Origin of the sequence: Achromobacter sp. ES-001 (genome assembly GCF_019448355.1) — a bacterium.
Taxonomy (GTDB): Bacteria; Pseudomonadota; Gammaproteobacteria; order Burkholderiales; family Burkholderiaceae_B; genus Achromobacter; species Achromobacter spanius_B.
Map to the genome: position 1 here is coordinate 3,406,927 of NZ_CP079940.1, position 25,732 is coordinate 3,432,658.

The following is a 25,732-nucleotide window of genomic DNA, read 5'->3' on the forward strand; positions in this document are numbered from 1 at the left end:
TGCGTGGTCGCGGCGGTGGCTTGCGTCGTGGGCGCGGGTGCAGGCGCGCAAACGCTGCGCCTGACGCAGGACGATCTGCAAAAGCGCGCCAACGGCGTGCTGGCCTTGATGTCGTATTCCATCGTGCCCGACATCACGACCAGTTCGCTGTCCATTGGCGGCGGCGGGTCCACGTCGGGGTCCAGCGAATTTTTCATGACGCAGCTGGGCGGCGGCGACACCATTTCAAAGTCGGTGCCGATCTACCTGGAAGGGGTGCTGGCCGGCAGCCGCTACGACCCCACCTTCGTGGCCACCCAGGGTACCGAGTCGCGCAACATCCCGACCAAATGGAACAGCCTGTCGGCCACCGGCGGCATCGGTTGGGACTTCAAGCTGACCGACGAGTTGAAGCTGCGACCCATCTTCAACGTTGCGCTGGGCAACGTCACCAGCGACCTGCGCGCGGCAAGCTGGTACGTGGGCCGCCAGACGGGCAAGGACGTCACCTTCCTGGACCGCGGGTCGCTCAATGCCTATGGCCTGGGCGGGTCCTTGATGCTGGACTACGAGCATTACCGGCCGGGCTACGAGGTGGACGTAGAGCTGCGCTATTCGGACATCCGCCTGCAGAGCTTTTCCAGTTCGGCGGCCGTGCAGGGCAGCGCCATCGCGCAATCGGCCAACCTGTGGGCACGCTACCGGGCACCCACGGGCATCACCCTGCTGCAACGCCCCTTGCGCTATGTGCTGGAGCTGACGCATTCGGAATTCCTGGGCGACCAGCGCGGCGTGTTGGGGTTTGACCGGCTGACGTCGGTGGGCGCCGGGCTGGAGCTTGATTCCAGCGCGTATGACGTCATCATCACGCGCACGCGGCTGGTGGGCCGCTATGTGTTCGGCAACAACGTGTCGGGGTTTTCAGTGGGGCTGGCGGTCAGCTTCTGACGCGCGCAAAGCGGTCAGGCGTCCGCCGCGCCATGCACGGCCAGCGACTGCGCAAGCCCAAGCGCATGCGCCAGGAATTCCGACCCGTCGTCCTTGCGATAGCTGGCGATAACCGGCGACACGAAGCCGTCCCCCTCGATGCGCACGTGCACCACGTCCTGCCGCTGCAAACGCTGCACGGACGCCGGCACCACGGACACGCCCAGACCCGCCGCCACCAGGCCGATTGCCGTCTGCAATTCGTTGGCCTCTTGCACGACTTGCAGCGCATGCCCGCCCGCGCGAAACAGCCCCAGCACGTGATCCGCGAAGTTCGGGCGTGGGCGCGCGGGATACAGCACGAAGGGTTCTTGCGCCAGGCGGTCAACGGACACGCTGGCCAGTCCCGCCAAGGGGTGATGCAAGGGCACGGCGGCCATCAGCGGTTCGGTCATCAGCACCCGGCGTTCGATGGCCGGGTCATCCAGCAGGATGCGGCCGATGCCCAGGTCGATGCGCCCGGCCTTCAACGCTTCGATCTGCGGCAGGCTGGTCATCTCGGTCAGGCCCACTTCCACTTGCGGGTCGGCACTGCGCAGTTGGCGGATCAGTTCCGGCACAAAACCATACAGCGTCGACGGCACAAACCCGATGCCGAACCAGCGGCGCTGGGTCTGGCCCAGGCGGCGCGTGCCTTCCAGCACTTCTTCCAGGCGCGCGGTCAACAGCCGCGACTGTTCCAGTAGAAAGCGGCCGGCTTCGGTCAGCCGCAGCGCGCGCGTGGTGCGTTCGAACAGCACCACGCCCAGCTCGTCTTCAAACTGGCGGATCTGACGGCTAAGCGGCGGCTGGGCGATATGCAAACGCGCGGCGGCGCGGGTGAAGCTGCCCTCTTCCGCCACGGCCTGAAAGTAACGCAAGTGCCTCAGTTGCATGGGTCACCTAGACTGGAAAGGTATGAATGGAAACCCATATAGTCTTGGACGCCAAGGAAAAGCACAAGCCATACTGCGAAGATTGCTGGCCCTTCGGCTGGAAAAGTATGAATCCAGCAAGCGTGGGGCCGCCCACACAAAGACAAAGCCGCGCCGCCCGACAAGAGCGCGTCCTGAATAAACCAAGCACCTTGGAGACAACCATGCGCCTGCGCCATGTGACCAAACCCTTAGCCCGCGCCGTCGTGGCCCTGTCGCTGATAAGCGGCGCGTCGGCCGCGCTGGCCGACAGCTACCCCGACCATCCCATCAAGTGGGTCGTGCCGTTCCCGCCCGGCGGCGCCATGGACAGCATCGCGCGCACGTTGGGCGAATCGATGAGCAAGCAGCTCAATACCTCGGTCATCGTGGAAAACCGCGCGGGCGCGGGCGGCAACATCGGTGCGGCCAGCGTCGCGCGCGCCAAGCCGGACGGCTACACGATCCTGATCGTGGCCAACGGCATGGCGGTCAACCCCGCGCTGTACGCGGATTTGAACTACGACCCCATCAAGGACTTTGCGCCGATCTCGTTGCTGGCGGTCGTGCCCAACGTATTGGTGACCAACCCGGCACGCACGGGCGCGACCAGCGTGCAGGACGTCATCACCAAAGCCCGCGCCCAGCCCAACCACTACACCTACGCGTCGGCGGGAGTCGGCACATCGATTCATCTGGCGGGCGAACTGTTCGTGTCGATGACCGGGGTCGACATGCTGCACGTGCCGTACAAGGGCAGCGGCCCGGCCGTTGCCGACTTGCTGGGCGGCCAGGTGGACTACATGTTCGATAGCATCACGTCGGCCAAGCCGCACATCACGACGGGCAAGCTGCGCGCGCTGGGCGTCACCACCGCCAAGCGTTCGGCCGCCCTGCCCGACGTGCCCACCATGCAGGAGGCCGGCGTGGCGGGCTATGAACTGATGCCGTGGTTTGCGGCCTTTGCGCCGGCCGGCACCAAGCCTGAGGTGGTGGCGAAATTGAACCAAGCCATGCGCAACGCGCTGGCCGAACCGAAGGTCAAGGCGACGCTGGATTCCATCGGCGCGGAATCGATCGGCAGCACCCCGGACGCGCTACGCGACCATCTGGCCAAGGAAACGGCGCAGTGGAAGACGCTGGTGAAGGAACGCAATATCAAGATCAACTGACCGGGGCCGCGTCCCGCCCCAAGAAAAACGCCCACGCCGCTTTCGCGTCCGTGGGCGTTTTGCCATCCGTTGATACGGCTTATTCCACCGTCGCTCCAGATTTTTTCACCACTTCGGCCCAGCGCGGAATCTCGGTGGCCATCAAGGCGCGCAACTGGTCGGGCGTGCTGCCAACCAGTTCCATGCCCATGGTCTTGCCCAGCTTTTCCTGCACGTCGGGCTCTTTCAGGATGATGGCGATTTCGGCGGCCAGCTTGTCCAGGATCGGCTTGGGCGTGCCCTTGGGCGCGTACACCGCCTGCCAGGACGCCATCTGAAAGCCCGGCACGCCGGCTTCCTGCATCGTGGGCACGTTGGGCGCGAGCGAAATGCGGTCCTTGGTGGTCACGGCCAGCAGCTTGAGCTTGCCCGTTTGTAAGAGCGGCAGCGCGGCGGTCATCTGGTCAAACATGAAGGTGACCGCGCCCGAGGACACATCGACCATGGCGGGCGGCGTGCCCTTGTACGGCACGTGCGTGAGCGGCACCCCGATCATGCTGGAAAACAATTCGCCCGCCAGATGGGTGGACGTGCCCGCGCCGGACGAGGCAAACGTGCGCTTGGCGGGGTCGCGCTTGAGCAGCGCGATCAGATCGGCCACCGAGTTCACGCCCAGGTTCGGGTCCACCAGCAACACGTTGGGCAGATACGCGATCAGCGAAACGGGTTCGAAATCCTTGACCGGGTCGTACTTCAGGTTCTTGTACAGGCTGGCGTTGATGGCGTGCGTGCTGATGGTGCCGCCGAACAAGGTGTAGCCGTCGGGCGCCGCCTTGGCCACGTAAGTGGCGCCGATGCCGCCGGCCGCACCGGGCTTGTTTTCAACGATCACGTTCTGGTGCAGGCGGTCGCCCAGTTTCTGGGCCAGCACGCGGCCCACCACGTCGGTGGACCCGCCAACGGTAAAGGGCACCACATAGGAAATCGGCTTTTGCGCGGGCCAGTCGGCGGCGCTTGCCGCGGTGGCCAGCGTGCCCAGGACGGCGCCGGCCAGCAGCGCGGCCAACGCACTGCGTCGTTGCATGTTCATGGTTTGTCTCCTGCCTTGATTTATTGCTTATAGGTATGGGGTCGCCGGCCGCATGGCCGGCGGCAAGGCTCGGTGGCCTTGGCTTGAGGGGTTGGCCTGGTGTTTGGCCTGCTGTTTTGGCTTACCGCCCCTGCGCTTTGCGCCAGGCGGCGAATTTGTCTTTGGTGCCCGGGTCGGTGGGCGGGTACAGGCCCAGGATGGACGCGCCCTGCTGCACCTGGCTGGTCACGAAGTCTTCGAACGCGGTCATTTCCACGGCTTCGACCGAGATTTCATCGGCCAGATGCGCGGGGATCACCACCACGCCTTCGCGGTCGCCCACGACGATGTCGCCCGGCCACACAGCCACGTCGCCGCAACCGATGGGCGCGTTGATGTCCAGCGCCTGGTGCAAGGTCAGGTTGGTAGGCGCCGAGGGGCGCTGGTGATACGCGGCAAAGCCCAGCTCGGCGATTTCAGGCGAATCCCGAAAGCCGCCGTCGGTCACCACGCCGGCCACGCCACGCTTCATCAGCCGCGTCACCAGGATGGAGCCGGCGGACGCGGCGCGCGCGTCTTTGCGGCTGTCCATGACCAGCACCGCGCCTTCCGGGCAGGTCTCAACCGCCACGCGCTGCGGGTGCGAGCGGTCTTCGAACACCTTGATGGTGTTCAGGTCTTCGCGGGCCGGGATGTAGCGCAGCGTGAACGCGGGGCCGACCATGTTGGGCAGGTTGGCGTTCAGCGGACGCACATCCTGGATGAACTGGTTGCGCAGGCCGCGCTTGAACAGCGCCGTGCACAGGGTGGCCGTGCTGATGCCGGACAGGCGGGCACGGGTTTCGGGATTCATTTGGGACACGATGGCTCCGGGCAAAATGCGGAAAACAAAATTGAAATCACAAAAATGAAATCACAAAGAATGAATTCGCAAAAATGAAAGGCGATAACTGATCGGCGCGGCGGGCAGTGGCCCGCCGTTGCGCTTAGAAGATCTCGGGCTCCGGCACCGGTGCGCCGAATTCGGTTTCCAGGAAGTCAAAATCGCAGCCGTCGTTGGCTTGCAGGATGTGCTTGGAATACATCCAGCCGTAGCCGCGCTCATAGCGTTTGGGCGGCGGCGTCCAGGCGGCGCGGCGCGCGGCCAGTTCTTCGTCGCTGATGTTCAGGTGGATGCTGCGCGCCGGCACGTCGACGGTGATCAGGTCGCCCGTCTTGACGAAGGCCAGCGGGCCGCCCACGTAGGACTCGGGCGCCGCGTGCAGGATGCAGGCGCCGTAGCTCGTGCCGCTCATGCGTGCGTCAGACAGGCGCAGCATGTCGCGCACGCCCTGCTTGACCAGCTTGGTCGGGATCGGCAGCATGCCCCATTCCGGCATGCCCGGGCCGCCTTGGGGGCCGGCATTGCGCAGGATCATGATGTGTTCGGGCGTGACGTCCAGGTTCTCGTCATCGACCGCCGCCTTCATGCTGGGGTAGTCGTCGAACACCAGCGCGGGGCCGGTGTGCTGCAAGAACTGCGGGGCGCAGGCGCTGGGCTTGATGACGCAGCCGTCCGGCGCAATGTTGCCGCGCAAGACCGCCAGCGCGCCTTCGTCGTAGATGGCGGTGTCCAGCTTGCGGATCACGTCATCGTTATAGACCTCGGCGCCCGCGATGTTCTCGCCCAGCGACTTGCCCGTCACCGTCATGGCCGACAGGTCCAGGTGCCCTTCCAGGCGCGTCATCAACGCGGGCAGGCCGCCAGCGTAATAGAAGTCTTCCATCAGGTAGGTGTCGCCGCTGGGCCGGATGTTCGCAATGACGGGCACCTTGCGGCTGGCGGCATCAAAGTCTTCCAGGCCGACGGCGTGGCCCGCGCGGCGCGACATGGCCACCAGGTGGATGATGGCGTTGGTCGAGCAGCCCATGGCCATGGCCACGTTGATGGCGTTCTTGAACGACGCCATGTTCAGGATGCGTTGCGGGGTGAGATCGTCCCAGACCATTTCCACCACACGGCGGCCGCATTCGGCGGACATGCGCATGTGGTTCACGTCAGCCGCCGGAATCGACGACGCGCCCGGCAGCGTCATGCCGATGGCTTCGGCAATGGCCGTCATGGTGCTGGCCGTGCCCATCGTCATGCAGGTGCCGTAGCTGCGCGCGATGCCACCTTCCACTTCGGTCCATTGTTCTTGCGTGATCTTGCCGGCGCGGCGTTCGTCCCAGAGCTTCCAGGCGTCCGAGCCGGATCCCAGTATCTTGCCCTTCCAGTTGCCGCGCAGCATGGGGCCGGCGGACACGTACACACACGGCAGCCCGGCGCTGATGGCGCCCATCAACAGGCCCGGGGTGGTCTTGTCGCACCCGCCCATCAGCACCGCGCCATCGACCGGGTGGCTGCGCAGCAGTTCTTCGGTTTCCATGGCCAGGAAGTTGCGATACAGCATGGTGGTGGGCTTGACGAACGATTCCGACACCGAGATCGCCGGCAGCTCCACCGGAAAGCCGCCCGCCTGGAACACGCCGCGCTTCACGTCTTCGACGCGCTGCTTGAAGTGGCTGTGACAGGGGTTCAGGTCCGACCAGGTGTTGATGATGGCGATGATGGGCCGGCCGACCCAGTCGTCCGGGCCGTAGCCCATCTGCATCATGCGTGAACGGTGGCCGAACGAACGCAGGTCATCCTTGGCCATCCAGGCGGCGCTGCGCAGACTTTCGTAGGTACGTTTCATGGGGGAATTCAGAAAGGCGGGGTGGGGATGAAGCCATTTAAACACTAATACATTAGTGCGTCAGCTAGGTGGAAACCCGCTACACTGCGGGCTTTACCCCGTACCCCGCCAGGCCAGCGATGCAAAGCCCCAAGCTAAGACTGGACCGTTCGCGCCACGCGGCGCCTCAGGTCTTCGAACATCTACGCGAACAGATCGTGTCGCTGGAGCTCGCCCCCGGCGCGCCCCTGTCCCGCGTGACGCTGGCCGAAACCTATGGCCTGAGCCAGACGCCGATTCGCGACGCGCTGATGCGGCTGGCGGAAGAGGCGCTGGTGGAGATTTATCCGCAGCACACCACGGTGGTCAGCCGCATCGACATCCCGGCGGCACGCCAGGCGCATTTCCTGCGGCAATCGCTGGAGCTTGAAATCGTGCACATGCTGGCGCAACGGCCCGACCCCATCCTGCACCAGCGCCTGCAAGCCAGCATCGACTTGCAGCACGCCAGCCACGCCAGCGGGCAATACCAGCAGTTCATCAACGCCGATCAGGCGTTTCACCGCGACATGCACACGGCGGCGGGCGTGCACAGCCTGTGGGAACTGGAGCAGCGCTACAGCGGGCACCTGGATCGCTTGCGCCGGCTGCATCTGCCCGAGGCCGGCAAGGCGGAACGCATCATGGACGACCATCAACGCCTGCTGGACGCCATCGTGGCGCAAGACCCGGCCGGCGCGCAGCGCGTGCTGCGCGAGCATCTGTCGGGCACGCTGAGCCAGGTGGCCGAGATCTGCAAGCGGTATCCGGAATACGTGCTGGAGCAATAGCGGGATAGATCGGCGGGGATAGCGCGACGGCCAAACGCGCATCAGCCTTCCTGCCTGCCCTCCTGCCGGCCTGCGTGCTTGCCGGCCTTCCTGCCCGCCGGCCTGCCTTCCTGCCTGCCTGCCCGCCAGCCAGCCTTCCGGCCCGCCAACGCGGCCCGGCCTGCGCCTAGTCCAGCGGATACCGCCGGATGACCGTCTTGCCGTCGCGCTCGGCCAGCGACAACAGGCCGTCGCCGGACAAGTCCAGCCCGATCAGGCCGGTTTCCACATCCTGCGGCATTTGAAACGGGCGCCAGGTCTTGCCGTGGTCGCGCGTATAGAAGTACGTCTTGGTGTATTCGTTGAACGACAACAAATGGTCGGCGTAGGTCTTGATGACCCACGCGTTGGGGCCAAACCAGGCGTCGCCGATCCAGCTTGGCGTGCCCTGCACGCTGGGCGATACCGCGCGGCGCCGCCATGAGCGATCCGCTTTGTCCAGTTCATAGATGGCGTCGCCCTGGGTCTGAAACACGGCCTGGTCGCGCGTGTACAGGTCGTCCGGCGCTGGCGCGGGCACGGGCGGCACGCCCTGCGTGATGCGAAAGCCGGGCGGTGCGCCGTCCTGGAATTCCACTTCGAAACGCCGCGTCTCCAGCACTTCGTTGCCGTGGGACGCATTCAGGCTGACCCGCGTGCGCCAGCTCCAGCCGACGGCGTGCGTGTCGTCCAGCGGATAGAGTGACCAGTCGTAGGCCAACTGGTCGTCGGCGCGCGGGTTGCCGGGCCGTTCGGCGGCTTCGCGGAACGCGCGATCGAACGCGCTGGCGTCGGGCCAGACCTGGTCGTCCAGCCGCGTGGCCGCCCAGTGGCGCGCGCCATCTTCGCTGACCAAAAGGCGCTGCCCGGATTCGTGGCGTTCCAGCGCGATGACGCGCTGACCGGTCAGGAATACGGTGTACTGGCGCGAGCCGCCCAGCGTGACATCGGGCGCGTAGGTCCAGGTCTTGCCCAGGTCGTCCGACCGCAGCGTGTCCCAGCCGGAGGGCGACTCGCCCTGCCCGGCCGAAGGCGCAGCGGTCACCAGATACAGCGTGCCGCCGTCGGGCGCGCCGATTACGCTGACGCCGGTATCCCCGCGCACCGACCCCAGCAGCTCGAACACGCCGGTGCCCTGCCCGCCATAGATCAGGTTGCGCGTGTCGGCCAGTTGCCAGGGCGGGGGCTGGCGCGCGTCGTAGCCGGGCAGTTGCGCGTCCAGCAGCGGCGCGCGTTCCAGGTTGGCCAGGTCCTTGGCGCCGACCAGGCGCTGGCCGATCAACAGTTGTCGTTCACCAAACCGTTGCAGCGACACGCGCGAGGACGAGGCCAGCGGCAAGCCGTTAAGTTCGCCGATGACTTCGCTGCGGGTCAACGGCTGGCCCATCGGCACCAACTGGTAGATGCCATAGCCCAAGACCGCCGCGACGGCGATGGCGACGCCGCTGGCAAGCAGTCTAAGGTTCATGGCGACAACACATACGGGGGATGAAGACCAACCATTTGGCCGGTGGCGTTTGGAGAATGGGCGAAACTATAGCGCGTTGCGCAACGTTCTCTATACTGGCGTGACATACTCTTACGCCGCATCGGCCACACACGGAACCCGGACATGATTGCAAGGCTCGCCCCGCTTACCCTAGCCCTGCTCGTTTTCGGGGCAGCCGCCTGGGGGCAGCCCGCAAAAGCCGTCGCGCCGGATGTTTGCGCGGCGGTGACCGTACGCGAAGGCGATCCGATTCCCGCCGACGCCTGCGCCGTCAACATCGTGCCGCGCGACCTGGGCGTATCCGGCATGACCTTTGGCGGCGACCCGGTCTGGACGCCGCTGGACCCGCAAGCGATGCCCGGTGTGTTCTATGACAGCGCGTCCATCGCGCCCATGTCCGACCGCCCGGTGGTGATGGCGGTGACCGTGGCCTGGTTTTACGCGCAGCCGCGCGTGTCCGAGACCAACGGCCAGCCTTACGCGTCGGTGTCGCAGCCCATCATTTTGAATTGCAGCGCCAACACCTACACCGTCACGCAGACCCAGCACTACGCCGGCAACAACGCCACCGGCGCGCTGGTGGAATCGATACCCGTGGCGGGCATCCACAATGCGCCGGTCGCGCGGGACCCCGTGCAACGCAAGCTGCGCGGCGTGGTCTGCCCGGCGCCGGGCAAGAACGCGCGCAAGTGACAGGCGGCGGGCGCCGACCCCGCCGCGCAGTGGCATCGCTTGCTGCGCTCTGTCTATGCGCGCCCTGTCCGCGCCCTGTCCGCACGCTGTCCGCGCCCTGTCCTCGCCCTGTCCGCGCCCTGCTTGCGCCCTGCTTGCGCCCTACCTGCGCCCTGCTTGCGCTCTATCCGCGCCAGTACCGATACAAGCCGCGCGCCGCCGCGTCCAGCAGAAAGCCCAGCACGCCGATCATCAACACCATGGCCATCAGTTCTGAATAGGCCAGCCGGTCACGCGTGTCCAGGATGAAATACCCCATCCCCGCCGACACGCCCAGCATCTCGCACGGCACCAGCACAATCCACAAAATGCCGATGGCCAGGCGCACGCCGGTCAGGATGTGGCCCAGCACGCCGGGCAAGATCACGCTGCGCAAGGTCTCCCAACGCGTGGCCGCCACGCTTTGCGCCAGCTGTAACCAGCGCGGGTCCAGCTGCTGCACGCCGGCCGCCGTGTTCAGCACGATGGGCCAGACGGCGGCGAATGTCAGCAGGAAATAGACCGGATCGTCGCCCACGCCGAACACCATCACGGCTATCGGCATCCAGGACAGCGGCGAAATCATGCGCAGGAACTGCATGGCGGGCGACACCGTGGCTTCCAGGCGGCGCCAACTGCCGATGGCCAGGCCCAGCGGCACGCCGATGGCCAGCGCAAAGCCCAGGCCCACGCCGATGCGCCGCAGGCTGACCAGGATGTGCATCGGCAGGTCGGACGCCGTCAGCAATTCGGCCAGGCTGATGAATGTGGCGCCCGGCGAAAAGCGCCGCGCCATGCCGCCGGCCGGCGACAGCACGTCCGTGCCCAGCCACCACAGCGCCAGCAGCGCAGCCAGGCCCCCCAGGCCCAGCGCGCATCGCGCGCCCAGGCCCAGGGATCCCGCCCCGGCGCGAACCGTCCGCCCGGCCCGCGTCGTGGATGCCACGGACGGCGATTGTGGCGATTGCCCGGCGTGCTCGGTTTGCCCGGTTTGCCCGGTGTGCCCGGTGCGCTCGGTGCGCTCGGTGCGCTCGGTGCGCTCGGTGCGCTCGGTGTGCTCGGTGTGCTCGGTTTGTGCCGGTTGTGGCGCTTGTGCGGGTTGTGCCGCTTGTGCCGCTTGTGCCGCTTGTGCCGCTTGTGCCGCTTGTGCCGGTTGTGCCGCTTGTGCCGCTTGTGCGGGTTGTGCCGGTTGTGCCATACCGTCTACCGCCCCGCCGGCAAGCGATTCCCGTGCCGTCACGCCTGCACCATTTCAGTCCGGCTGTAGGCGTCGGGAAAGCCGAAGCGGCTCAGGCCGCCCACGGATTCGATGGCGCGCTTGACGTAGCGGTCGTCCACCAACTCGCGCGCCGCGCGGGCTGGGTCCAGGTCGGCAAGAAAGCCCCGGTCGGCCTCGATCACCGTGTCGCGCAGGCGGCGCACCAGCTCTTCGGTGTAGCTGGGAAAGGGATACGGCTGGAATTCGATCCGGCGCTCATCCCAATCGGCATGGCGAATGGCACCGCTGGCCAGGTACTGCTCTCGGTCGGACGCGGGCGGCGCCAGCACCTTGGTCAGCGCCGGCAAGGCGTGCGGCGTGTAGCGGTTGATGCCTTCCTTGGACAGCAGTTGCGCCGTCTCGGCCCGATGGTCCCGAATCCACAGCTGCGCCTGCACGATGGCGTCCACCACCTTTTGCGACCACGCCGGCCGCTGTTCCAGGTCACGCTCGTGCATGAACACCACGCAGCACGCGTGGTTGCGCCAGACGTCGCCGGTAAAACGCAGCACCTTGCCCACGCCCAGCGTTTCGGCCAGCGAATTGAACGGCTCGGCCACGATGTAGCCGGCGATGCGGTTCTGCGCCAGCGCGGGCGGCATGTCGGCGGGCGCCATGACGACCAGGTTGACCTCATTGGCGCCCGCCGAACCGTCCTTGCGCGCTACCGGCGTCAAGCCGTTTTCGCGCAGCAGATATTGCAGCATGACGTTGTGGATGGAATACCAGAACGGAATGGCGACCGTCTTGCCGCCCAGTTCCTTGACGCTGTTGACAGCAGGCGCCACGGTCAGGCCGGACCCGCCCACGTGGTTCCATGCCACCACCTTGGCCGGCACCTGGCTGCCAAAGCGTGCCCACACGGTCATGGGCGACAGCAGATGCACGACGTTGACCTGCCCGGAAATAAACGCTTCGATCACCTGCGCCCAACTGCGCAGCAGCGTGGGCTTTTCTGCCTTGACCCCGGCCTTCTCGAACAGGCCATTGTTATGCGCCACCAGCAGCGGCGCGGCGTCGGTAATGGGCAGATAGCCGATGCGCACGGGCGCGTCCGGCTCGGTTTGCGCGCGGGCGTTGAACGCCGACAGCAAGGACGCTGCGCCACCTGCCGTCAGCAGGGCCGATAGTTTCAACCAGTCGCGACGCGACATGTGTTCCAGGCACATCAAATACTCCTTGCTTGGGAATCGGAATCCGGTCAGGCCGGTACAGACGCAACATGACCCGCGCGCAGCGCACTGCGCAAGCGGGTCAGGATTTCAAGGCGCAGCGCGCCCATTTCAGGCAACAGGTCGGCGCGCGGCTGCGGCAGGTCAACTTGCCAGGTGCCCAGGATGCGGCCGGGCGCGCCGCCCAGCAGCACGATGCGGTCAGCCAGCACCAGCGCTTCGTCGATATCGTGGGTGATCAGCACGGCGGCGGTCTGGAAATCTGCCACCACCTTGCGCAGCAGCAGTTGCATGTCGCCGCGCGTGACTTCGTCAAGCGCGCCGAACGGCTCGTCCAGCAGCAACACCGACGGCTGGCGCGCCAGGCAACGCGCCAAGGCGGTGCGCTGCGCCATGCCACCGGACAATTGCGCGGGGCGCAGGTGCCGCGCATGCGACAGGCCGACTTCGTCAATGGCCTGGTCCACGCGCGCGCGGCGCTGCGCGTCCGCCAACGCCGGTTGATGCTTGAAGTCCAGCCCGAAGGCCACATTGCGTTCCAGGGACAGCCACGGCAACAGGCTGGGGTCTTGAAACGCCACCGCCACGCGCGGGTGCACGCCGGTCAGCGGCGCGCCTTCCATCAGCAGCGATCCGGCAGTGGCCCCTTGCAGGCCCGCCAGCACGCGCAGCAGGCTGGATTTGCCCGCGCCGCTGGCGCCCAGCACCGCCACCACTTCGCCGCGCGCCAGGTCCAGGTCGACCGCTTCAAAGACCGGCGCCGGTGCGGCGGGATAGCGCAGGGCCAGGCCGCGGGCCTGCAACACTGGTGGCGCGCCCGCCGTCAGGTGCAGCGGCGGCGCGCCCTTGGGGCTGCGCACAGGCAGCTCGCCCGCCGTCATGGGCCCCGGCCGCTCGCCCGTCGTCGTGCTCACCGGCGGCTCAGCCGCCGTCATACCGCGATCCCGGCCGCTTCGGCCGCCAGCTTGGCCTGGCGCTTGGCCAATTCGGTTTTCAACTGCACCAGGCTGGGCGTGACGATGGGCAGGAAAGCCGCCTCGCGCCACCGCCGGGCGAAGCCCGCGCCGGCACTGGTCAGATACGCTGCGCCGCCGCTGGCTTGCAGTTCCAGTTGCACCGCCTGCTGCGCGGCCTCGGCCAGCGCGATGCGGATCTCGAACAACGCCCAGGGCTCGGTGACGAAACGCCCCGAGCGCACCCCCTCGATCAGCCTTGCGCTTAGGGCTTGCACCTGCGCGCGCAACGCCGCCAGGGGTTCGCCCAGGATGCCCCGCGACGCCTGCCCCTGCCCGCTTTGCGCCGCCGCCTGCAAGGCGCGCCGCGCTAGGCCGATGGACAAGCCGCATTGCAGCCCCGCAAAAGCCGGCCGGGCGCCGGGCAGATATTGGCGCGCGTCAGGGTGGATCAGCCACTCCGGATCGATGCGCACGCCCTGCACCTCCAGCGCCGCCGTATTGCTCGACTGCAAGGCCATCAGGGAAAGGTCGGGGCTGCGCACCAGCCCCGCGATATCGTGCGGCAACGCCACCACGGCCGGCGTGCCGTCGGGTGCGCTGACGGCGGCCGCCACCAGAAAGCCGTGGGGCCGCAGATTCGTCACCCACGGCATGCGGCCGTCCAGCACCCAGGCGCCCTCGGATTCGCGCGCGCTGATTTGCAGCGATTCGATGCCCGACAAGAACTTCATCGCGTTCGACAGCGCGGTGGCGCCGGCTTGTTCGCCCGACAACAGCGCGGGCAACCAACGTTGCGCCAAGCCCGCGTTCGGGCTGCGCAACAGGTATTCGATAAAGACACGCTGGCCCCACGCCACGAAGGCGCTGGCAACCGAATACTCGGCCACTTGCGACACGGCTTCGATGGCGTCACCAATGTCCGTACCGCCCAGCCCGCCCTGCGCTTGCGGCACACCGATACGAAAGATGCCGGCCCGCGCCAGCCTGGGCAGCACGGTGGCGGCGTCCTGGGTGCCGTCGTCCAGCGCGTCGGCATGGTCGGCCAGCCACGCTGCCAGATCGTCAGGCAGGCGCAGGCCTGCGTCGGGGTTCAAGGCTTGCGCCGCCATCACGCGCCGCTCCAGGCGTAGTCACGCAGCTGCTCGTTCAGCGGGGTCTGCGCCAGGTTATTGCCAAAGTTGCAGATGGTGGCCAGCCCCACGCCCACAATTACTTCCAGCGCGTTGCCGTCCGTATAGCCGGCATCGCGCAGCGCTTGCAGTGCGTCGTCGCTGACGCGCCCGCGGGTGTCGATCACCGCTTCGGTGAACGCCGCCAGCGCTTGCAGGCGTTGGTCGGGCAGCACGCCTTGCGCCCGCAGCGCATCGACAACCTCGGGCGACAAGCGCGCCTTGTTGCGGGCGATGGCGGTGTGGCCCGCCACGCAGAACGTGCAGCCGTGACGCGTGCCCGCCACCAGTTGCACCACCTCGCGTTCCTGCAAGCTAAGGCCGGCGCGCGCGTTCAATTGCGACAGGGTTTGATAGGCTTCCAGCGCCACCGGCGCATTGGCCAGCACGCCCAGCAGATTGGACAGGTATCCCGCGCCCTGCTCCGCGGCGGCCAGCGCGGCGCGCGTGGGTTCGGGAGCGCTTTGCGCGGTATGGACGGGCAAACGGGCCATGTGGATCTCCTGGGTGTCGTTCAAGACAAGGTTGAAAACAATATTGTGCGGGCGCCCGGCCACAAGCGACAATGCGCGAAGATCGCAACTTGATGCTAGATCTTATCGACTTTCAGCTATGCGCTTATAACCAGCCGAAACTGCGATGGTCACTGGACCAGATCAGTTGCGAGTTACCGTCACCAGCACCGCCCCCAAGCTCCGCCCCCACCTTCGCCACCGCCACGCCTGCCGACCTTGCCCAACGACGCCTCCCCTACCGATCAAGCCGCCGTCGACGCGCTGCTTCTGTCCAGCCTGGAAGTGCAATCCAGCTTGTATCACCTGGGCCAGTATTGCGGCAATTGGTCCGCCAGCACCAGCGGCCGCGCGCGCGCCAGCTTTCATCTGATTCTGCACGGCCAATGCCGCGTTGCACTGCATGACAGCCAGGGCGCCGAGCTGGACACGCTGACGCTTGCCGCCGGCGACGGCATATTTTTCCTGCGGGATATTCCGCATGCGCTGACGCCGCTTGATGCCGTGGCGCCCGGCACCGCGCTGTGCCGCGCCATGGAGCCGCTGCTGCCCCGGCAGGCCGATGGCACGGGCCTGGCCTGCGGCTTTTTCCAATTCCGGCCTGGGCTGGCCGACCTGTTGGCCGACACCCTGCCCGACTACCTGGTGCTGCGCGCCCAGGACGAGCGCTTTCGCACGGCGCGCGGCGTGTTCGACCTGATCCTGGCCGAAACCGCCGACACCGCGCCCACGCCGGGCGGCTCGCCCGTGGTGCTGGAACGGCTGACCGATCTGCTGATCTTCTTCATGCTGCGCCATCTGGCCGTGCATGATCGTCAGGCCTACGGGCTGTTCGTGCTGGCGCGCGACCCCGCCATGGCCAGCCTGCTGCAAGCCATCCTGGCGCAGCCCGCCGCGCCCTGGAGCATGCAGGACATGGCCGACCGCCTGCATATGTCCAAGGCCACGTTCCACCGACGCTTCACGCTGCAAAGCGGCACCACGCCCGCGCAGCTGCTGCAATTGCTGCGCATGCGCGTGGCGCGCCGGTATCTGAGCCAGGGCATGGGCATACAGGATGCGGCGGAGCGGGTGGGCTATCAATCGCAGGCTGCGTTCAGCCGGGTGTTTCAGCGCACCGAGGGCGTCGCGCCCTCGGCCCTGCGCAAGCGCCCGCCGGGCGGCGCTTAAACCTGCGCCAACGCTTGTTCCAGATCGGCGATCAGGTCGTCGATGTGTTCGATGCCGATGGACAAGCGCACCGTTTCTTCGCGCACGCCTGCCTTTTGCAGCTCTTCGGGATTCAGCTGCCGGTGCGTGGTGGATGCCGGGTGGGTCGCCAGCGACTTGGAATCACCGATGTTGACCAGGCGCGTGAACAGTTGCAGCGCGTCCTGGAAGCGCGCGCCCGCGTCGCGGCCGCCCTTCACGCCGAAGGTGAACAGGCCCGGCACCTTGCCGCCCAGGTACTTCTGCGCCAGCGCGTGGTCGGGGTGGTCCGGCAGGCCCGCGTAGTTCACCCATTCCACCTTCGGATGTTCACGCAGGAAGTTCGCCACCTTGACCGCGTTTTCAACGATACGGTCCACGCGCAGCGCCAGCGTTTCGATGCCTTGCAGAATCTGGAACGAGTTGAACGGCGAGATCGCCGCGCCCGTGTTGCGCAGCGGCACGACGCGCGCGCGGCCGATGTAGGCGGCCGGCCCGAATGCTTCGGTGTAGACCACGCCGTGGTAGCTCACGTCCGGTTCGTTCAGGCGCTTGAAGCGCGCCTTGTGCTCGGCCCACGGGAATTTGCCGGAATCAATGATGGCGCCGCCCAGGCTGGTGCCGTGGCCGCCCAGGTACTTGGTCAGCGATTGCACCACGATGTCGGCGCCGTGCTCGATGGGGCGCAGCAGGTATGGCGACGGCACGGTGTTGTCCACGATCAGCGGCAGGCCATGGCGGTGCGCGACGTCGGCCAGCGCGGCGATGTCGGTGATGTTGCCCAGCGGGTTGCCGACCGATTCCGCGAAGATGGCCTTGGTGCGATCGTCGATCTGCTCTTCGAAGGCGGCCAGGTCGCTGGGGTTGGCAAAGCGCGTGGTGATGCCGTATTGCGGCAGCGTGTGCGCGAACAGGTTGTAGGTGCCGCCATACAGCGTGCTGGACGAAATGATGTTGTCGCCCGCTTCCGCGATGGTCAGGATGGCATAGGTCACGGCCGACTGGCCCGAGGCCAGCGCCAGCGCGGCAATGCCGCCTTCCAGGGCCGCCACGCGCTGCTCCAGCACGTCGGTCGTGGGGTTCATGATGCGGGTATAGATGTTGCCCGGCACCTTCAGGTCGAACAGGTCGGCGCCATGCTGCGTGTCATCGAACGCGTAGGCAACGGTTTGATAGATGGGCACGGCAACGGCGCGCGTGGTCGGGTCGGGGCGGTAGCCGCCATGCACGGCCACGGTTTCCAGGCGCCAGTTGGGCTTCTTCGGTTCAGTCATGTGTCTCTCCAGGAATGTCGTTGATTCGAGTTTGCGGATCAGGCCGCCAGGGCGCGCGTGGCGCTCAGGATACGGTCGATGTCCGCGTGATTGTTATAGGCGCCGACGGACAAGCGCACGTAACCATACTCCACCACGCTGGCCACCACACCGGCGCGCGTCAAATGCGCCAGCGCGGCGGCCGGGTCGGCCACGCGCAACGCCGTTGTGGTGCTGCGCAATTCGGGGTCGGACGGCGATACCACGGCCACCCCCTGCGCCCGCAAGCCGTCGTGCAAGGCGTGCGACAGTTCCAGCACCCAGGGTTCGATGCGATCCGGGCCGGCGCCTTCGATCAGATCCAGCGCGCCCGCCCAACCCGCGATGCCCGGGTAGTTGAGGTTGCCGGTTTCCAGACGGCGCGCGTCGCCCGCGTCCGCCACGCCCACCTGCCATTGCAGGCCCGACTTGTCCAAGGTAGTGACGCCCGATGGCCCCACGTAAAGCGGGTCCAGCGCGTCCAGCAATTTTTCCGACACATGCAAGAGGCCCACGCCCAGCGGACCCAGCATGCCCTTGTGCGCGCCGCTGGCGAAGGCGTCCACCTGCCATTCGTCTACCCGCGCGCGCAGCAGCCCTGCCCCCTGGATGCCATCGACCACCAGCCAGATGCCGCGCTGTGCGCAGCGGCGGCCCAGCTCGGCAATGTCGGTACGCAGGCCGGTGCCGTACTGCACCCATGACACCGCGATCAGACGGGTGCGCGCATCCACGTGCTGCCATAAATCGTCCACCGTATAGCGATGCGACGTCGCCGCCGCCACGCGCACCTGCACGCCGTGGCGGCGCAGGTTCAACCACGGCAAGGCATTGGTGGGATGTTCCTGATCATCCACGATCAGGTTGTCGCCGGGTTGCCAGGGCAGGCCCTGCGCCACGGTGTTCAAGCCTTCGGTGGTGTTCTTGGTGAAGGCCAGCCGCCGGGCGTCGCCGCCGATCAGACGTGCCAGGCGCACGCGCAACGCATCGGCATCGCGCAGCCATTGCGGCTTGTCGCTGCGGGCATGGGTGATGCCCTCAAAAAACTGTGCCACCGCATCGGCCACCTTGGGCGACAGCGGGCTGGTGTAGGCGATGTTGGCGTAGGCCTTGTCACGCGTGATGGGAAATAACTGCCTGAATTCGTCCTGCCAGCTCATGCGCGGCCTTCCTGTGGATTGCAACTTGGTATGGCCGAATTCTAGGGACCCGATGCGCATCTGGATAAGGCTTAGTTCTTATATTGATATGACGATACAGTCGCTCGGATATCGCGGGCGCGCCCCTAGAATTCATGCCTTTCTTGCATACATACGATACGGGAACGGCATGCGATTGATTCAATTCTGGAAGGCGGCGGGCGTGGCGGTGGCGCTGGCCGCGGGCGTGGCGCAGGCAGGCACCGTCGATACCATCAAGAAGCGCGGCGAACTGGTTTGCGGCGTCAGCCAAGGGTCGGCCGGCTTGTCGATTGCGAACAAGGACGGCCGCTGGACCGGCCTGGACGCCGACCTGTGCCGCGCGCTGGCCGCCGCCGTGCTGGGCGACGCGAACAAAACCCGCTTCGTGCCCTTGAGTTCGCAGCAGCGCTTTCCCGCGCTACAGTCCGGCGAAATCGACGTACTGAACCGCAACACCACCATCACGTCCAGCCGTGACGCGGGCCTGGGCATTGCGTCGGCCGGCATCGTGTTCTACGACGGCCAGGGTTTTCTGGTGCCACGCAAGCTGGGCGTCAAAAGCGCCACCGAGCTTGAAGGCGCGCAGGTCTGCGTGCAGCCGGGCACCGTCAATGAACAGAACCTGGTCGACTACTTCAAGAAGAACAAGCTGACGTATCGGCCCGTGGTGATTGAAAACCTGGTCGAACTGGAACAGGCCTTCTACGCCGGCCGCTGCGACGTGTACCTGTCGGACGCGTCCACGCTGGCCGCCAGCCGCGCGGCGCGCGCCGCCAAGCCGGACGACTTCGTCATCCTGCCCGAACGCATCAACAAGTCGCCGCTTGGCCCCTTCGTTCGGCAGGACGATCCCAACTGGGCCGCCATTGTGCGGTGGACGGTCAACGCGCTGGTGGCCGCCGAAGAGCTGGGCGTGACGTCGGCCAATGCCGACGCCCAATCGCAAAGCACCGACGCACAGGTACGCCGCCTGCTGGGCGTGGACCCGGGCATCGGCAAAAGCTTCGGCCTGGACGAAAGCTGGGCCAAGAACGCCATCAAGGCCGTGGGCAATTACGGCGAAGTGTGGGACCGCAACCTGGGCGCCAACACCCCGCTGAAACTGGACCGTGGCCTGAATGCGCAATGGAACAAGGGCGGCCTGCTGTATTCGCCGCCATTCCAGTGAAGCGCTAAGGACTGAACGCGGCGGGCGGGCCACCGGCCCGCCTTTTGCATGGGCAAGACTTCAATGACTGCAACCACACTTCCCTTTGCGCCGCCCGGCTTCCTGCGCCGCTGGCTGCCCACGCTGGCATGGACGCTGGTGCTGGGCGGCATGGCCGCCGTGTTGCTGGCGCACATCGAAGGCGTACAGGCCGCGCGCGGGGTGCAAGGCGGATTCGGCTTCCTGCTTCAGCCGTCGGGCTTTCGCATTTCGGAAAGCCTGTTGAGCGTCACGCCTGACGATCCTTACTGGATGTCGATTGCGGCGGGCCTGGTCAACACGCTGACCGTGGCCGTCCTGGCGATTGCGCTGGCGACGTTGCTGGGCATCGCGCTGGGCTTGATGCGGCTATCGGCAAACGCCTTGGCGGCGCGCGCCGCAGCCGCCATCATCGCCCCGCTGCGCAACACGCCGGTGTTACTGCAATTGTTCGTCTGGTATGGGGTGCTGTTGCGGCTGCCGGATGCCCGGCAAGCCTGGTCGCCGTTGCCATCCGTATTGCTGTCCAATCGGGGCTTGGCCCTGCCCGCCTTGCATGGCTGCTTGCCGTATGCCGCCGTGGTGATGGCCGCGTTGGCGCTGGCCGCCTGGGCGCGACGCCGCGCCTGCCCGCGCGCGGTGTATGCGGCGCTGGCCGCCGCCGTCCTGTTCGCTTGGGCGTTGCTGCCCGCCGTGCAGATAGACTTGCCGGTCAAGCGTGGCTTGGGGCTGCATGGCGGCTGGCAACCCAGCATCGAGTTCGTGGCGCTGCTGATCGGGCTGGTGGTCTTTCACGCCGCCTACATCGCCGACATCGTGCGCGCCGCCGTGCGCGCGGTGCCGCTGGGGCTAGTGGAAGCCGGCCAGGCCATGGGCTTGAAGCCGCGCGCCGTGATGCAGCGGGTGATTGCGCCCTATGCCGTGCGGGTGGCGCTGCCGCCTTACGCCAACCAATGCCTGGCGCTGATCAAGAACAGCACCTTGGCCATTGCCATCGGCTACCAGGAACTGATGGCCGTCATCAACACCGCCATCACGCAGACGGGGTTGGCGCTGGAAGGCATTGCGCTGGCGCTGGCCATTTACCTGAGCCTGGCGCTGCTGGTGGGCGGCGGCCTGTCGGCCTGGAATGCGCGCCACGCACGGCATGGTCCGGGCGACACGCACGGGCCGCGCCTGGGTGACCGACCCCGCTGGAACGCCACGGACGGCCACCGACGCAGGCGCGGCAAGCTTGCGCAGGTCACGCTGAACGGGCTGACGGCGCCAGCAACACGGCAAGCCTTGGCATCGGCGATCACCGCGCCATTGACCTTGGCAACAAGGGCGACGTACGCCTGGGCAATCACGGCGGTATTGGTCGCCGGATTCCGGCTTGCCATGACGGTGGCCATCACACTGGCGCTTGCGATGGCGACGTGGGCGTTGCTGGACTGGGCCGTGCTGGGCGCGGTATGGCATGGCGAGCCCGAAGCCTGCGCGCGCGCCGCCGGCGCATGCTGGGCGGCCGTGGGCCAAAACCTGCCGCTGCTGGTCTTTGGCACGATGGCTCCGGGCGACCGGGGCCCGGCGCTGGTCGCCTGCGCGGCACTGGTCGCAGGCATCGCGTTAACGCTGGGCGCAGGCGGCCTGGCCGCGCGCCGGCGCCGGGTCGGGTCGGTGCCGGGGCGCCTGCTGGGCTCGCTCGTCGCGTTGCAGCCGAGGCGCACGCCAGGTTCGCTGCCGGCGTTGCTGCCGAAGTTGCTGCCGAAGTGGCTGCCGAAGTTTCTGCCCAAGCTGCTGCCCAAGCTGCCGCCGAAGTTCCTGCCGGCACTGCTGCCTGGATTACTTCTGACGCTGCTGGCCATCGCCGTTTCCGCCTTGTCCGGGTGGCCCTGGGGCGGCACGCCAATCGGGCCGCAACGCTGGGGCGGCTTGCTGGTCACGTTGATTCTGGCCATTGCCGCGCTGGCCGCCGCCGTGCCGCTGGCCTTTGCGCTGGCGCTGCTGCGCCGGTCCGGCAGCCGGGTCGGGTCGATGGCGGCAGCCGGCCTGATCGAAGCGGTGCGCGGCGTGCCGCTGGTGACCCAACTATTGTTCGCCTCGTTCGTGTTGCCCATGCTGTTAGGCGGCAACGTGTCCAAGTTCAGCATGGCGTTAGCCGCGCTGACCCTGCATACGGCGTGTCTGTTGGCCGAGGTGCTGCGCGGCGCACTGCAAGCGATTCCGCCCGGCCAGATGATGGCGGCGCGCGCGCTGGGCATGCGGCCGTTCACGGCCTATGCCACGGTGATCTGGCCACAAGCCCGCCGCATCGCCGCGCCGGCCGCCTTGGGCGTGTTCGTGGGCGCGGTAAAAGACACCTCGCTGGTCAGCATCATCGGCGTCTTCGACGTATTGGGCGCGGCCAAGGCGGTGGTCGCGGGCACCGACTGGCGGCCCTATCACGTTGAGGTCTACCTGGCGGTGGCGCTGCTGTATTTCGGCGCCAGCCTGGCGCTGTCACGCGTGGCCCGGCGCATGGAAACGCGCGCGGGTTAGCGCCTTCGGTAGCCGCGCTTGGCAGGCGCGCGCCGGCCCGGCGCCGTCACCCCGCGCGCGAATCCAGCGGGATGCGGTTCAGGAAACGGTCGAAGGCGCTCAGGTACGCGACTTCCACCGTGCTCAGCTTGCGTTGCTTGTGCCAGGTCAGGAACACATCGATCTCGGCCACCGACTCCGCGGGCGGCAGCCGGCGCAGGTCACCGCTCATCACATCCTGGCGTATCAAATGTTCGGGCAGGAAACTCAGGCCGATGCCGGCCACCACCATGCGGCGTATCTCTTCGATATTGGGCGAGGTGCCCACGATGCGACCGGTAAACCCCTGCTGATCGCGAAAGATCGTCAAGGGCGATAGCGTATCGCCGATCTGGTCGCTGGCGAAGCACACGAAGTTCTGGTCCATCAGGTCTTCAAGGCTGACGCGCGGCTTGGAGAACAGCGGATGATGACGGCCGCAGACGACCGCGTAATGGTGGCGCAGAAATAGCCGCCGCTCCAGCGCGTCAACCGGTTTGCGGCACAGGCAGATGCCCAGGGCAGGCACGCGCTTGGCCAGGGCGTCCAGGATGGCGGCGCTGGGCAGCACATCCACGTGAAACTCAATCTTGGGATAGCGCCGGTGAAACTGCGCCAGGAAATCGTCGTAGGCCGGGCTTTGCACCTTGCTCATGACCAGCAGCCGCAGCGTACCGGCAATTTCGGCGCGGTCCTGGGTGGTGGCGTTTTCAATGCGCGCCATCGTGCCGTACATGTCGCGGGCAATGGCGTAGATTTCATCGCCCAGGCCGGTCAGACGGAATTCGCCGTTGCGCCGGTGCAGCAGCAGCCCACCCACTGCATCTTCAAGCCGCTTCAGCGCCTGGCTGACCGCCGGCTGGCTCAGGTGCAGCGCTTGCGCCGCGCGACCCACGCCGCGCTCTTGCACGACAAACATGAAGGTACGCAGCAGGTTCCAGTCCATGCGTTCGGGGGCAAGCGGTTGTGACGGAACAGTGCGAACGGGCGGCTGGGGCATGGCGTGGGGTCAAGGGCGAAAAAAAGGCCGGGTGGAATCCACGCCGGCCCCGCCGATGCCCCGTGTTTCAGACGCCGGTCAGCCCCGCGAAGAAGCGCGACGCGTTGGATTCCAATCCGTCGATATAGTAGCCGCCTTCCTGCACGATCAGCGTGGGCAGGCGCAGCGCGCCGACCTCGCCGCCCAAGCGCTCGAAACCGTCTTCCGTGACGCTGACCATGGCCTGCGGGTCTTTCTCGAAAATGTCGAAACCCAGCGACAGCACCAGCGCGTCCGGCTGGAATAGCTCGATGGCGCGGCGCGCCTGCGCCAGCCGGTCAAAGAACACGGCTTCGCTGGAGCCGTGCGGCATGGGCAGGTTGATGTTGTAGCCGTAGCCCGCGCCCGCGCCACGCTCGTCTTCAAAGCCCGCGACCACCGGGTAGAAGTTTTCAGGATCGCCGTGAATCGACACGTACAACACGTCGTTGCGTTCGTAGAAGATTTCCTGGATGCCTTGCCCGTGGTGCATGTCGGTGTCCAGGATGGCCACGCGGGGAAACTTCGACGTCAGCCGCTGCGCCGCGATGGCCGCGTTGTTCAGGTAGCAAAAGCCACCCGCCGCATCGCGCCGCGCATGGTGGCCCGGTGGGCGGCAGATGGCGTAGGCGTGCGGGTCGCCGGCCAGCAAGGCTTCGGCGCCGGCCACCGCGCACTGCGCCGCCCAGTAGGCCGACTGCCAGGTGTGCGGGCCCACGGGGCAGCTGCCGTCCGCCAGGTAACGCCCGGCCTTGGCCAGCACGCCACGCAAGGCGTTGGGTTCACGCACGAACACGTTCGAGACCACCTCGCCGCCCCAGTCGCCCGGCAGCTTCATCCAGTCGGCATGCGCGTCTTGCAGAAAACGCAGGTAGTCCAGCGAATGCACCGCCGCCAGCGCGCCCGCGCCATGATCGGCCGGCGCCTGCACGTCAAAGCCCAGCTTCTGCGCCGCCTGCACCAGGCCGTCCAGGCGGGCCGGCACTTCTTGCGGCGTGCGCATCTTGCCGCGTGAAAAATAGGTCTGGGGATGATGCAGCTTCTGGTCGTCGTGAAAAAATGCCTTCATGCTTGCTGATCCTTCAGTTGAAAATTCTGGGTGCGCTGGCCGACAGTGCCCAGCAGCAGGACGGAAACCAGGGAAAGCAACGAAATCGCCGAGAACAACAGCGCCAGCGGCCACCACTGGCCCTTGAAATTCTCGGCCAGCACCGTACCCAGCAGCGGCGTCAAGCCACCGAAGATGGCGCCCGACAACTGATATGCCATCGAAATGCCGGTGTAGCGGATGCGGGTGGGAAAGCTGTCGCTGACGTAGCCGGCGATAACGGCGTAGTAGGCGCCCATGAAGAGTACCGCCACGCCGACCCCCAGCGTAATACTGGTAAGCGAGCCCTGGTCGACCAGGTTGAACATCGCGTAGGGCGTGAAGATCGACGCAAACGCCATGGCGCCCAGAAAGCGCAGGTTGCCCACGCGGCTGGCAATGTAGGCCGACAGCGGCGTGATGAAGAACTGCATGATCGACACCACCAGCAGGCAGTCCAGGATCACCGCGCGGTTCAGGCCCACGTACTGCGTGGTGTAGGCAATCATGAACGTGTTGGTGAAATAGAAGCCGGCAATGCCCAGCACATTGGCGCCCACGGCCAGCGCCAGCAGCCCCGGCGCGCCGCGCAGCACCTGTGCCAGCGGCGCCTGCGCGGGCTTGGCGCCGGCCAGCGCGGCGGACTTGGCGCGCGTGGCCTGTGCGGCCTGCTCGGCCACGAAGTCGGGCGATTCGTTCACGCTCAGGCGGATCACGAACCCCACCACCAGCAACACGGCCGAGAACAGGAACGGCACGCGCCAGCCCCAGCTGAGAAACGCCTCGTCATCCAGCCCGGTGACCAGCTTGAACATCAGCATCGACAAGATCAGGCCGGCCGGGCTGCCCAGCTGCGCAAACGATGCAAAGAACGTGCGCTTGCTTTTGTCCGGCGAATGTTCGCCGGCCATCAGCACCGCGCCGCCCCATTCACCGCCCACGGCAATGCCCTGCACGATGCGCAGCAGGATCAACAGCACGGGCGCCCAGACGCCGATGGACGCGTGTGTGGGCAACAGGCCGATCAGCACCGTGACCGAGCCCATCATCACCAAGGTGATCACCAGGGATTTCTTGCGGCCGATCTTGTCGCCGATGTGGCCAAAGATCGCGCCGCCCAGCGGCCGCGCGAAAAAGCCCACGGCAAAAGTGCCGAACGCGGCCAAGGTGCCGTAAAAGCCCGACGCGGACGGAAAGAACAACTTGCCGAACACAAGCGCTGCAGCAGTGGCGTAGATGTAGAAGTCGTACCACTCGATCATGGTGCCAACAAAAGCGGCGGTCGACGCGCGCACCGGTTGGTGGCCCGTCACGGAATTTCCCCTCATGGCTTATCTCTCTTACGTAGGTTG

Annotated in this window: 22 protein-coding genes; 7 read left to right on the forward strand and 15 right to left on the reverse strand. The window is 66.6% G+C overall.

The window, feature by feature from the left end; genetic code table 11:
- The first annotated feature begins 3 nt into the window (after positions 1 to 3).
- Positions 4 to 927 (forward strand): hypothetical protein, encoded by a 924-nt coding sequence (locus KYT87_RS15295; protein ID WP_162941330.1) that lies wholly within the window; start codon positions 4 to 6, stop codon positions 925 to 927.
- 14 nt (positions 928 to 941) lie between these two features.
- Here KYT87_RS15295 and KYT87_RS15300 read toward each other — a convergent pair whose 3' ends face one another.
- Positions 942 to 1,841 (reverse strand): LysR family transcriptional regulator, encoded by a 900-nt coding sequence (locus tag KYT87_RS15300; RefSeq protein WP_219990261.1) that lies wholly within the window; start codon positions 1,839 to 1,841, stop codon positions 942 to 944.
- Between the two features lie 203 nt (positions 1,842 to 2,044).
- Between KYT87_RS15300 and KYT87_RS15305 the strand changes: the two genes are divergently transcribed.
- Entirely contained in the window at positions 2,045 to 3,031 is a 987-nt protein-coding gene (locus KYT87_RS15305) for a tripartite tricarboxylate transporter substrate binding protein (RefSeq protein WP_219990262.1), read from the forward strand.
- Between the two features lie 79 nt (positions 3,032 to 3,110).
- Here the strand turns inward: KYT87_RS15305 and KYT87_RS15310 are convergent, their stop codons facing one another.
- The 3 genes from KYT87_RS15310 to araD all read right to left on the reverse strand — a co-directional run bounded on the left by KYT87_RS15310 (position 3,111) and on the right by araD (position 6,796).
- Positions 3,111 to 4,100 (reverse strand): tripartite tricarboxylate transporter substrate binding protein, encoded by a 990-nt coding sequence (locus tag KYT87_RS15310; RefSeq protein WP_046806733.1) that lies wholly within the window; start codon positions 4,098 to 4,100, stop codon positions 3,111 to 3,113.
- A 121-nt stretch (positions 4,101 to 4,221) separates the two neighbouring features.
- A complete protein-coding gene (locus tag KYT87_RS15315; RefSeq protein WP_104145808.1) occupies positions 4,222 to 4,932 on the reverse strand; it encodes a ribonuclease activity regulator RraA in 711 nt (236 codons plus the stop codon).
- 133 nt (positions 4,933 to 5,065) lie between these two features.
- Entirely contained in the window at positions 5,066 to 6,796 is a 1,731-nt protein-coding gene (gene araD, locus KYT87_RS15320; RefSeq protein ID WP_219990263.1) for an L-arabinonate dehydratase, read from the reverse strand.
- 119 nt (positions 6,797 to 6,915) lie between these two features.
- On the opposite strand from araD, the gene KYT87_RS15325 reads away from it, so the two are divergent.
- Positions 6,916 to 7,605, forward strand: coding sequence for a GntR family transcriptional regulator (locus KYT87_RS15325; RefSeq protein ID WP_046806730.1), 690 nt, complete (start codon positions 6,916 to 6,918; stop codon positions 7,603 to 7,605).
- A 166-nt stretch (positions 7,606 to 7,771) separates the two neighbouring features.
- On the opposite strand, the gene KYT87_RS15330 is transcribed toward KYT87_RS15325, so the two are convergent.
- Positions 7,772 to 9,091, reverse strand: a complete 1,320-nt coding sequence (locus tag KYT87_RS15330) for a hypothetical protein (protein WP_104145807.1) — start codon at positions 9,089 to 9,091, stop codon at positions 7,772 to 7,774.
- 144 nt (positions 9,092 to 9,235) lie between these two features.
- Between KYT87_RS15330 and KYT87_RS15335 the strand changes: the two genes are divergently transcribed.
- Positions 9,236 to 9,805 (forward strand): surface-adhesin E family protein, encoded by a 570-nt coding sequence (locus KYT87_RS15335; RefSeq protein WP_046806728.1) that lies wholly within the window; start codon positions 9,236 to 9,238, stop codon positions 9,803 to 9,805.
- A gap of 163 nt (positions 9,806 to 9,968) precedes the next feature.
- Here KYT87_RS15335 and KYT87_RS15340 read toward each other — a convergent pair whose 3' ends face one another.
- From KYT87_RS15340 to KYT87_RS15360, 5 genes are all read right to left on the reverse strand, one after another.
- On the reverse strand, positions 9,969 to 10,718 hold the full coding sequence (locus KYT87_RS15340) for an ABC transporter permease (protein WP_046806748.1): 750 nt from the start codon (positions 10,716 to 10,718) through the stop codon (positions 9,969 to 9,971).
- Between the two features lie 341 nt (positions 10,719 to 11,059).
- Positions 11,060 to 12,250, reverse strand: a complete 1,191-nt coding sequence (locus tag KYT87_RS15345; RefSeq protein WP_219990264.1) for an ABC transporter substrate-binding protein — start codon at positions 12,248 to 12,250, stop codon at positions 11,060 to 11,062.
- Between the two features lie 32 nt (positions 12,251 to 12,282).
- A complete protein-coding gene (locus KYT87_RS15350) occupies positions 12,283 to 13,080 on the reverse strand; it encodes an ABC transporter ATP-binding protein (protein ID WP_219992682.1) in 798 nt (265 codons plus the stop codon).
- Positions 13,081 to 13,184: 104 nt separating this feature from the next.
- Positions 13,185 to 14,318: an acyl-CoA dehydrogenase family protein gene (locus tag KYT87_RS15355; RefSeq protein ID WP_219992683.1), complete on the reverse strand. Its 1,134-nt coding sequence runs from the start codon at positions 14,316 to 14,318 to the stop codon at positions 13,185 to 13,187.
- Positions 14,318 to 14,872, reverse strand: coding sequence for a carboxymuconolactone decarboxylase family protein (locus KYT87_RS15360; RefSeq protein WP_120157503.1), 555 nt, complete (start codon positions 14,870 to 14,872; stop codon positions 14,318 to 14,320). The genes KYT87_RS15355 and KYT87_RS15360 overlap by 1 nt, the downstream gene beginning before the upstream one ends.
- Before the next feature lie 237 nt (positions 14,873 to 15,109).
- Here KYT87_RS15360 and KYT87_RS15365 point away from each other — a divergent pair, with 237 nt between their 5' ends.
- The gene (locus KYT87_RS15365; protein WP_219990265.1) at positions 15,110 to 16,060 is read left to right on the forward strand and encodes an AraC family transcriptional regulator; all 951 of its coding nucleotides are present in this window, start codon (positions 15,110 to 15,112) and stop codon (positions 16,058 to 16,060) included.
- Here the strand turns inward: KYT87_RS15365 and KYT87_RS15370 are convergent.
- Positions 16,057 to 17,352, reverse strand: coding sequence for an O-acetylhomoserine aminocarboxypropyltransferase/cysteine synthase family protein (locus KYT87_RS15370; RefSeq protein WP_219990266.1), 1,296 nt, complete (start codon positions 17,350 to 17,352; stop codon positions 16,057 to 16,059). The genes KYT87_RS15365 and KYT87_RS15370 overlap by 4 nt on opposite strands.
- Before the next feature lie 38 nt (positions 17,353 to 17,390).
- A complete protein-coding gene (locus tag KYT87_RS15375) occupies positions 17,391 to 18,530 on the reverse strand; it encodes an aminotransferase class V-fold PLP-dependent enzyme (protein ID WP_219990267.1) in 1,140 nt (379 codons plus the stop codon).
- Positions 18,531 to 18,699: 169 nt separating this feature from the next.
- Between KYT87_RS15375 and KYT87_RS15380 the strand changes: the two genes are divergently transcribed.
- A complete protein-coding gene (locus KYT87_RS15380; protein ID WP_219990268.1) occupies positions 18,700 to 19,719 on the forward strand; it encodes an amino acid ABC transporter substrate-binding protein in 1,020 nt (339 codons plus the stop codon).
- A 63-nt stretch (positions 19,720 to 19,782) separates the two neighbouring features.
- Positions 19,783 to 22,257, forward strand: coding sequence for an ABC transporter permease subunit (locus tag KYT87_RS15385; RefSeq protein ID WP_219990269.1), 2,475 nt, complete (start codon positions 19,783 to 19,785; stop codon positions 22,255 to 22,257).
- Positions 22,258 to 22,303: 46 nt separating this feature from the next.
- Here the strand turns inward: KYT87_RS15385 and KYT87_RS15390 are convergent, their stop codons facing one another.
- The 3 genes from KYT87_RS15390 to KYT87_RS15400 form a co-directional block, all read right to left on the reverse strand.
- Positions 22,304 to 23,275 carry a LysR family transcriptional regulator gene (locus KYT87_RS15390; protein ID WP_104145800.1) on the reverse strand — a complete coding sequence of 324 codons (972 nt, stop codon included), beginning with the start codon at positions 23,273 to 23,275 and terminating at the stop codon, positions 22,304 to 22,306.
- A gap of 67 nt (positions 23,276 to 23,342) precedes the next feature.
- Positions 23,343 to 24,362 carry a histone deacetylase family protein gene (locus KYT87_RS15395; RefSeq protein WP_104145799.1) on the reverse strand — a complete coding sequence of 340 codons (1,020 nt, stop codon included), beginning with the start codon at positions 24,360 to 24,362 and terminating at the stop codon, positions 23,343 to 23,345.
- Complete coding sequence (locus KYT87_RS15400) at positions 24,359 to 25,708, reverse strand: MFS transporter (protein ID WP_046806718.1); 1,350 nt, start codon at positions 25,706 to 25,708, stop codon at positions 24,359 to 24,361. The genes KYT87_RS15395 and KYT87_RS15400 overlap by 4 nt, the downstream gene beginning before the upstream one ends.
- Positions 25,709 to 25,732: the final 24 nt, after the last annotated feature.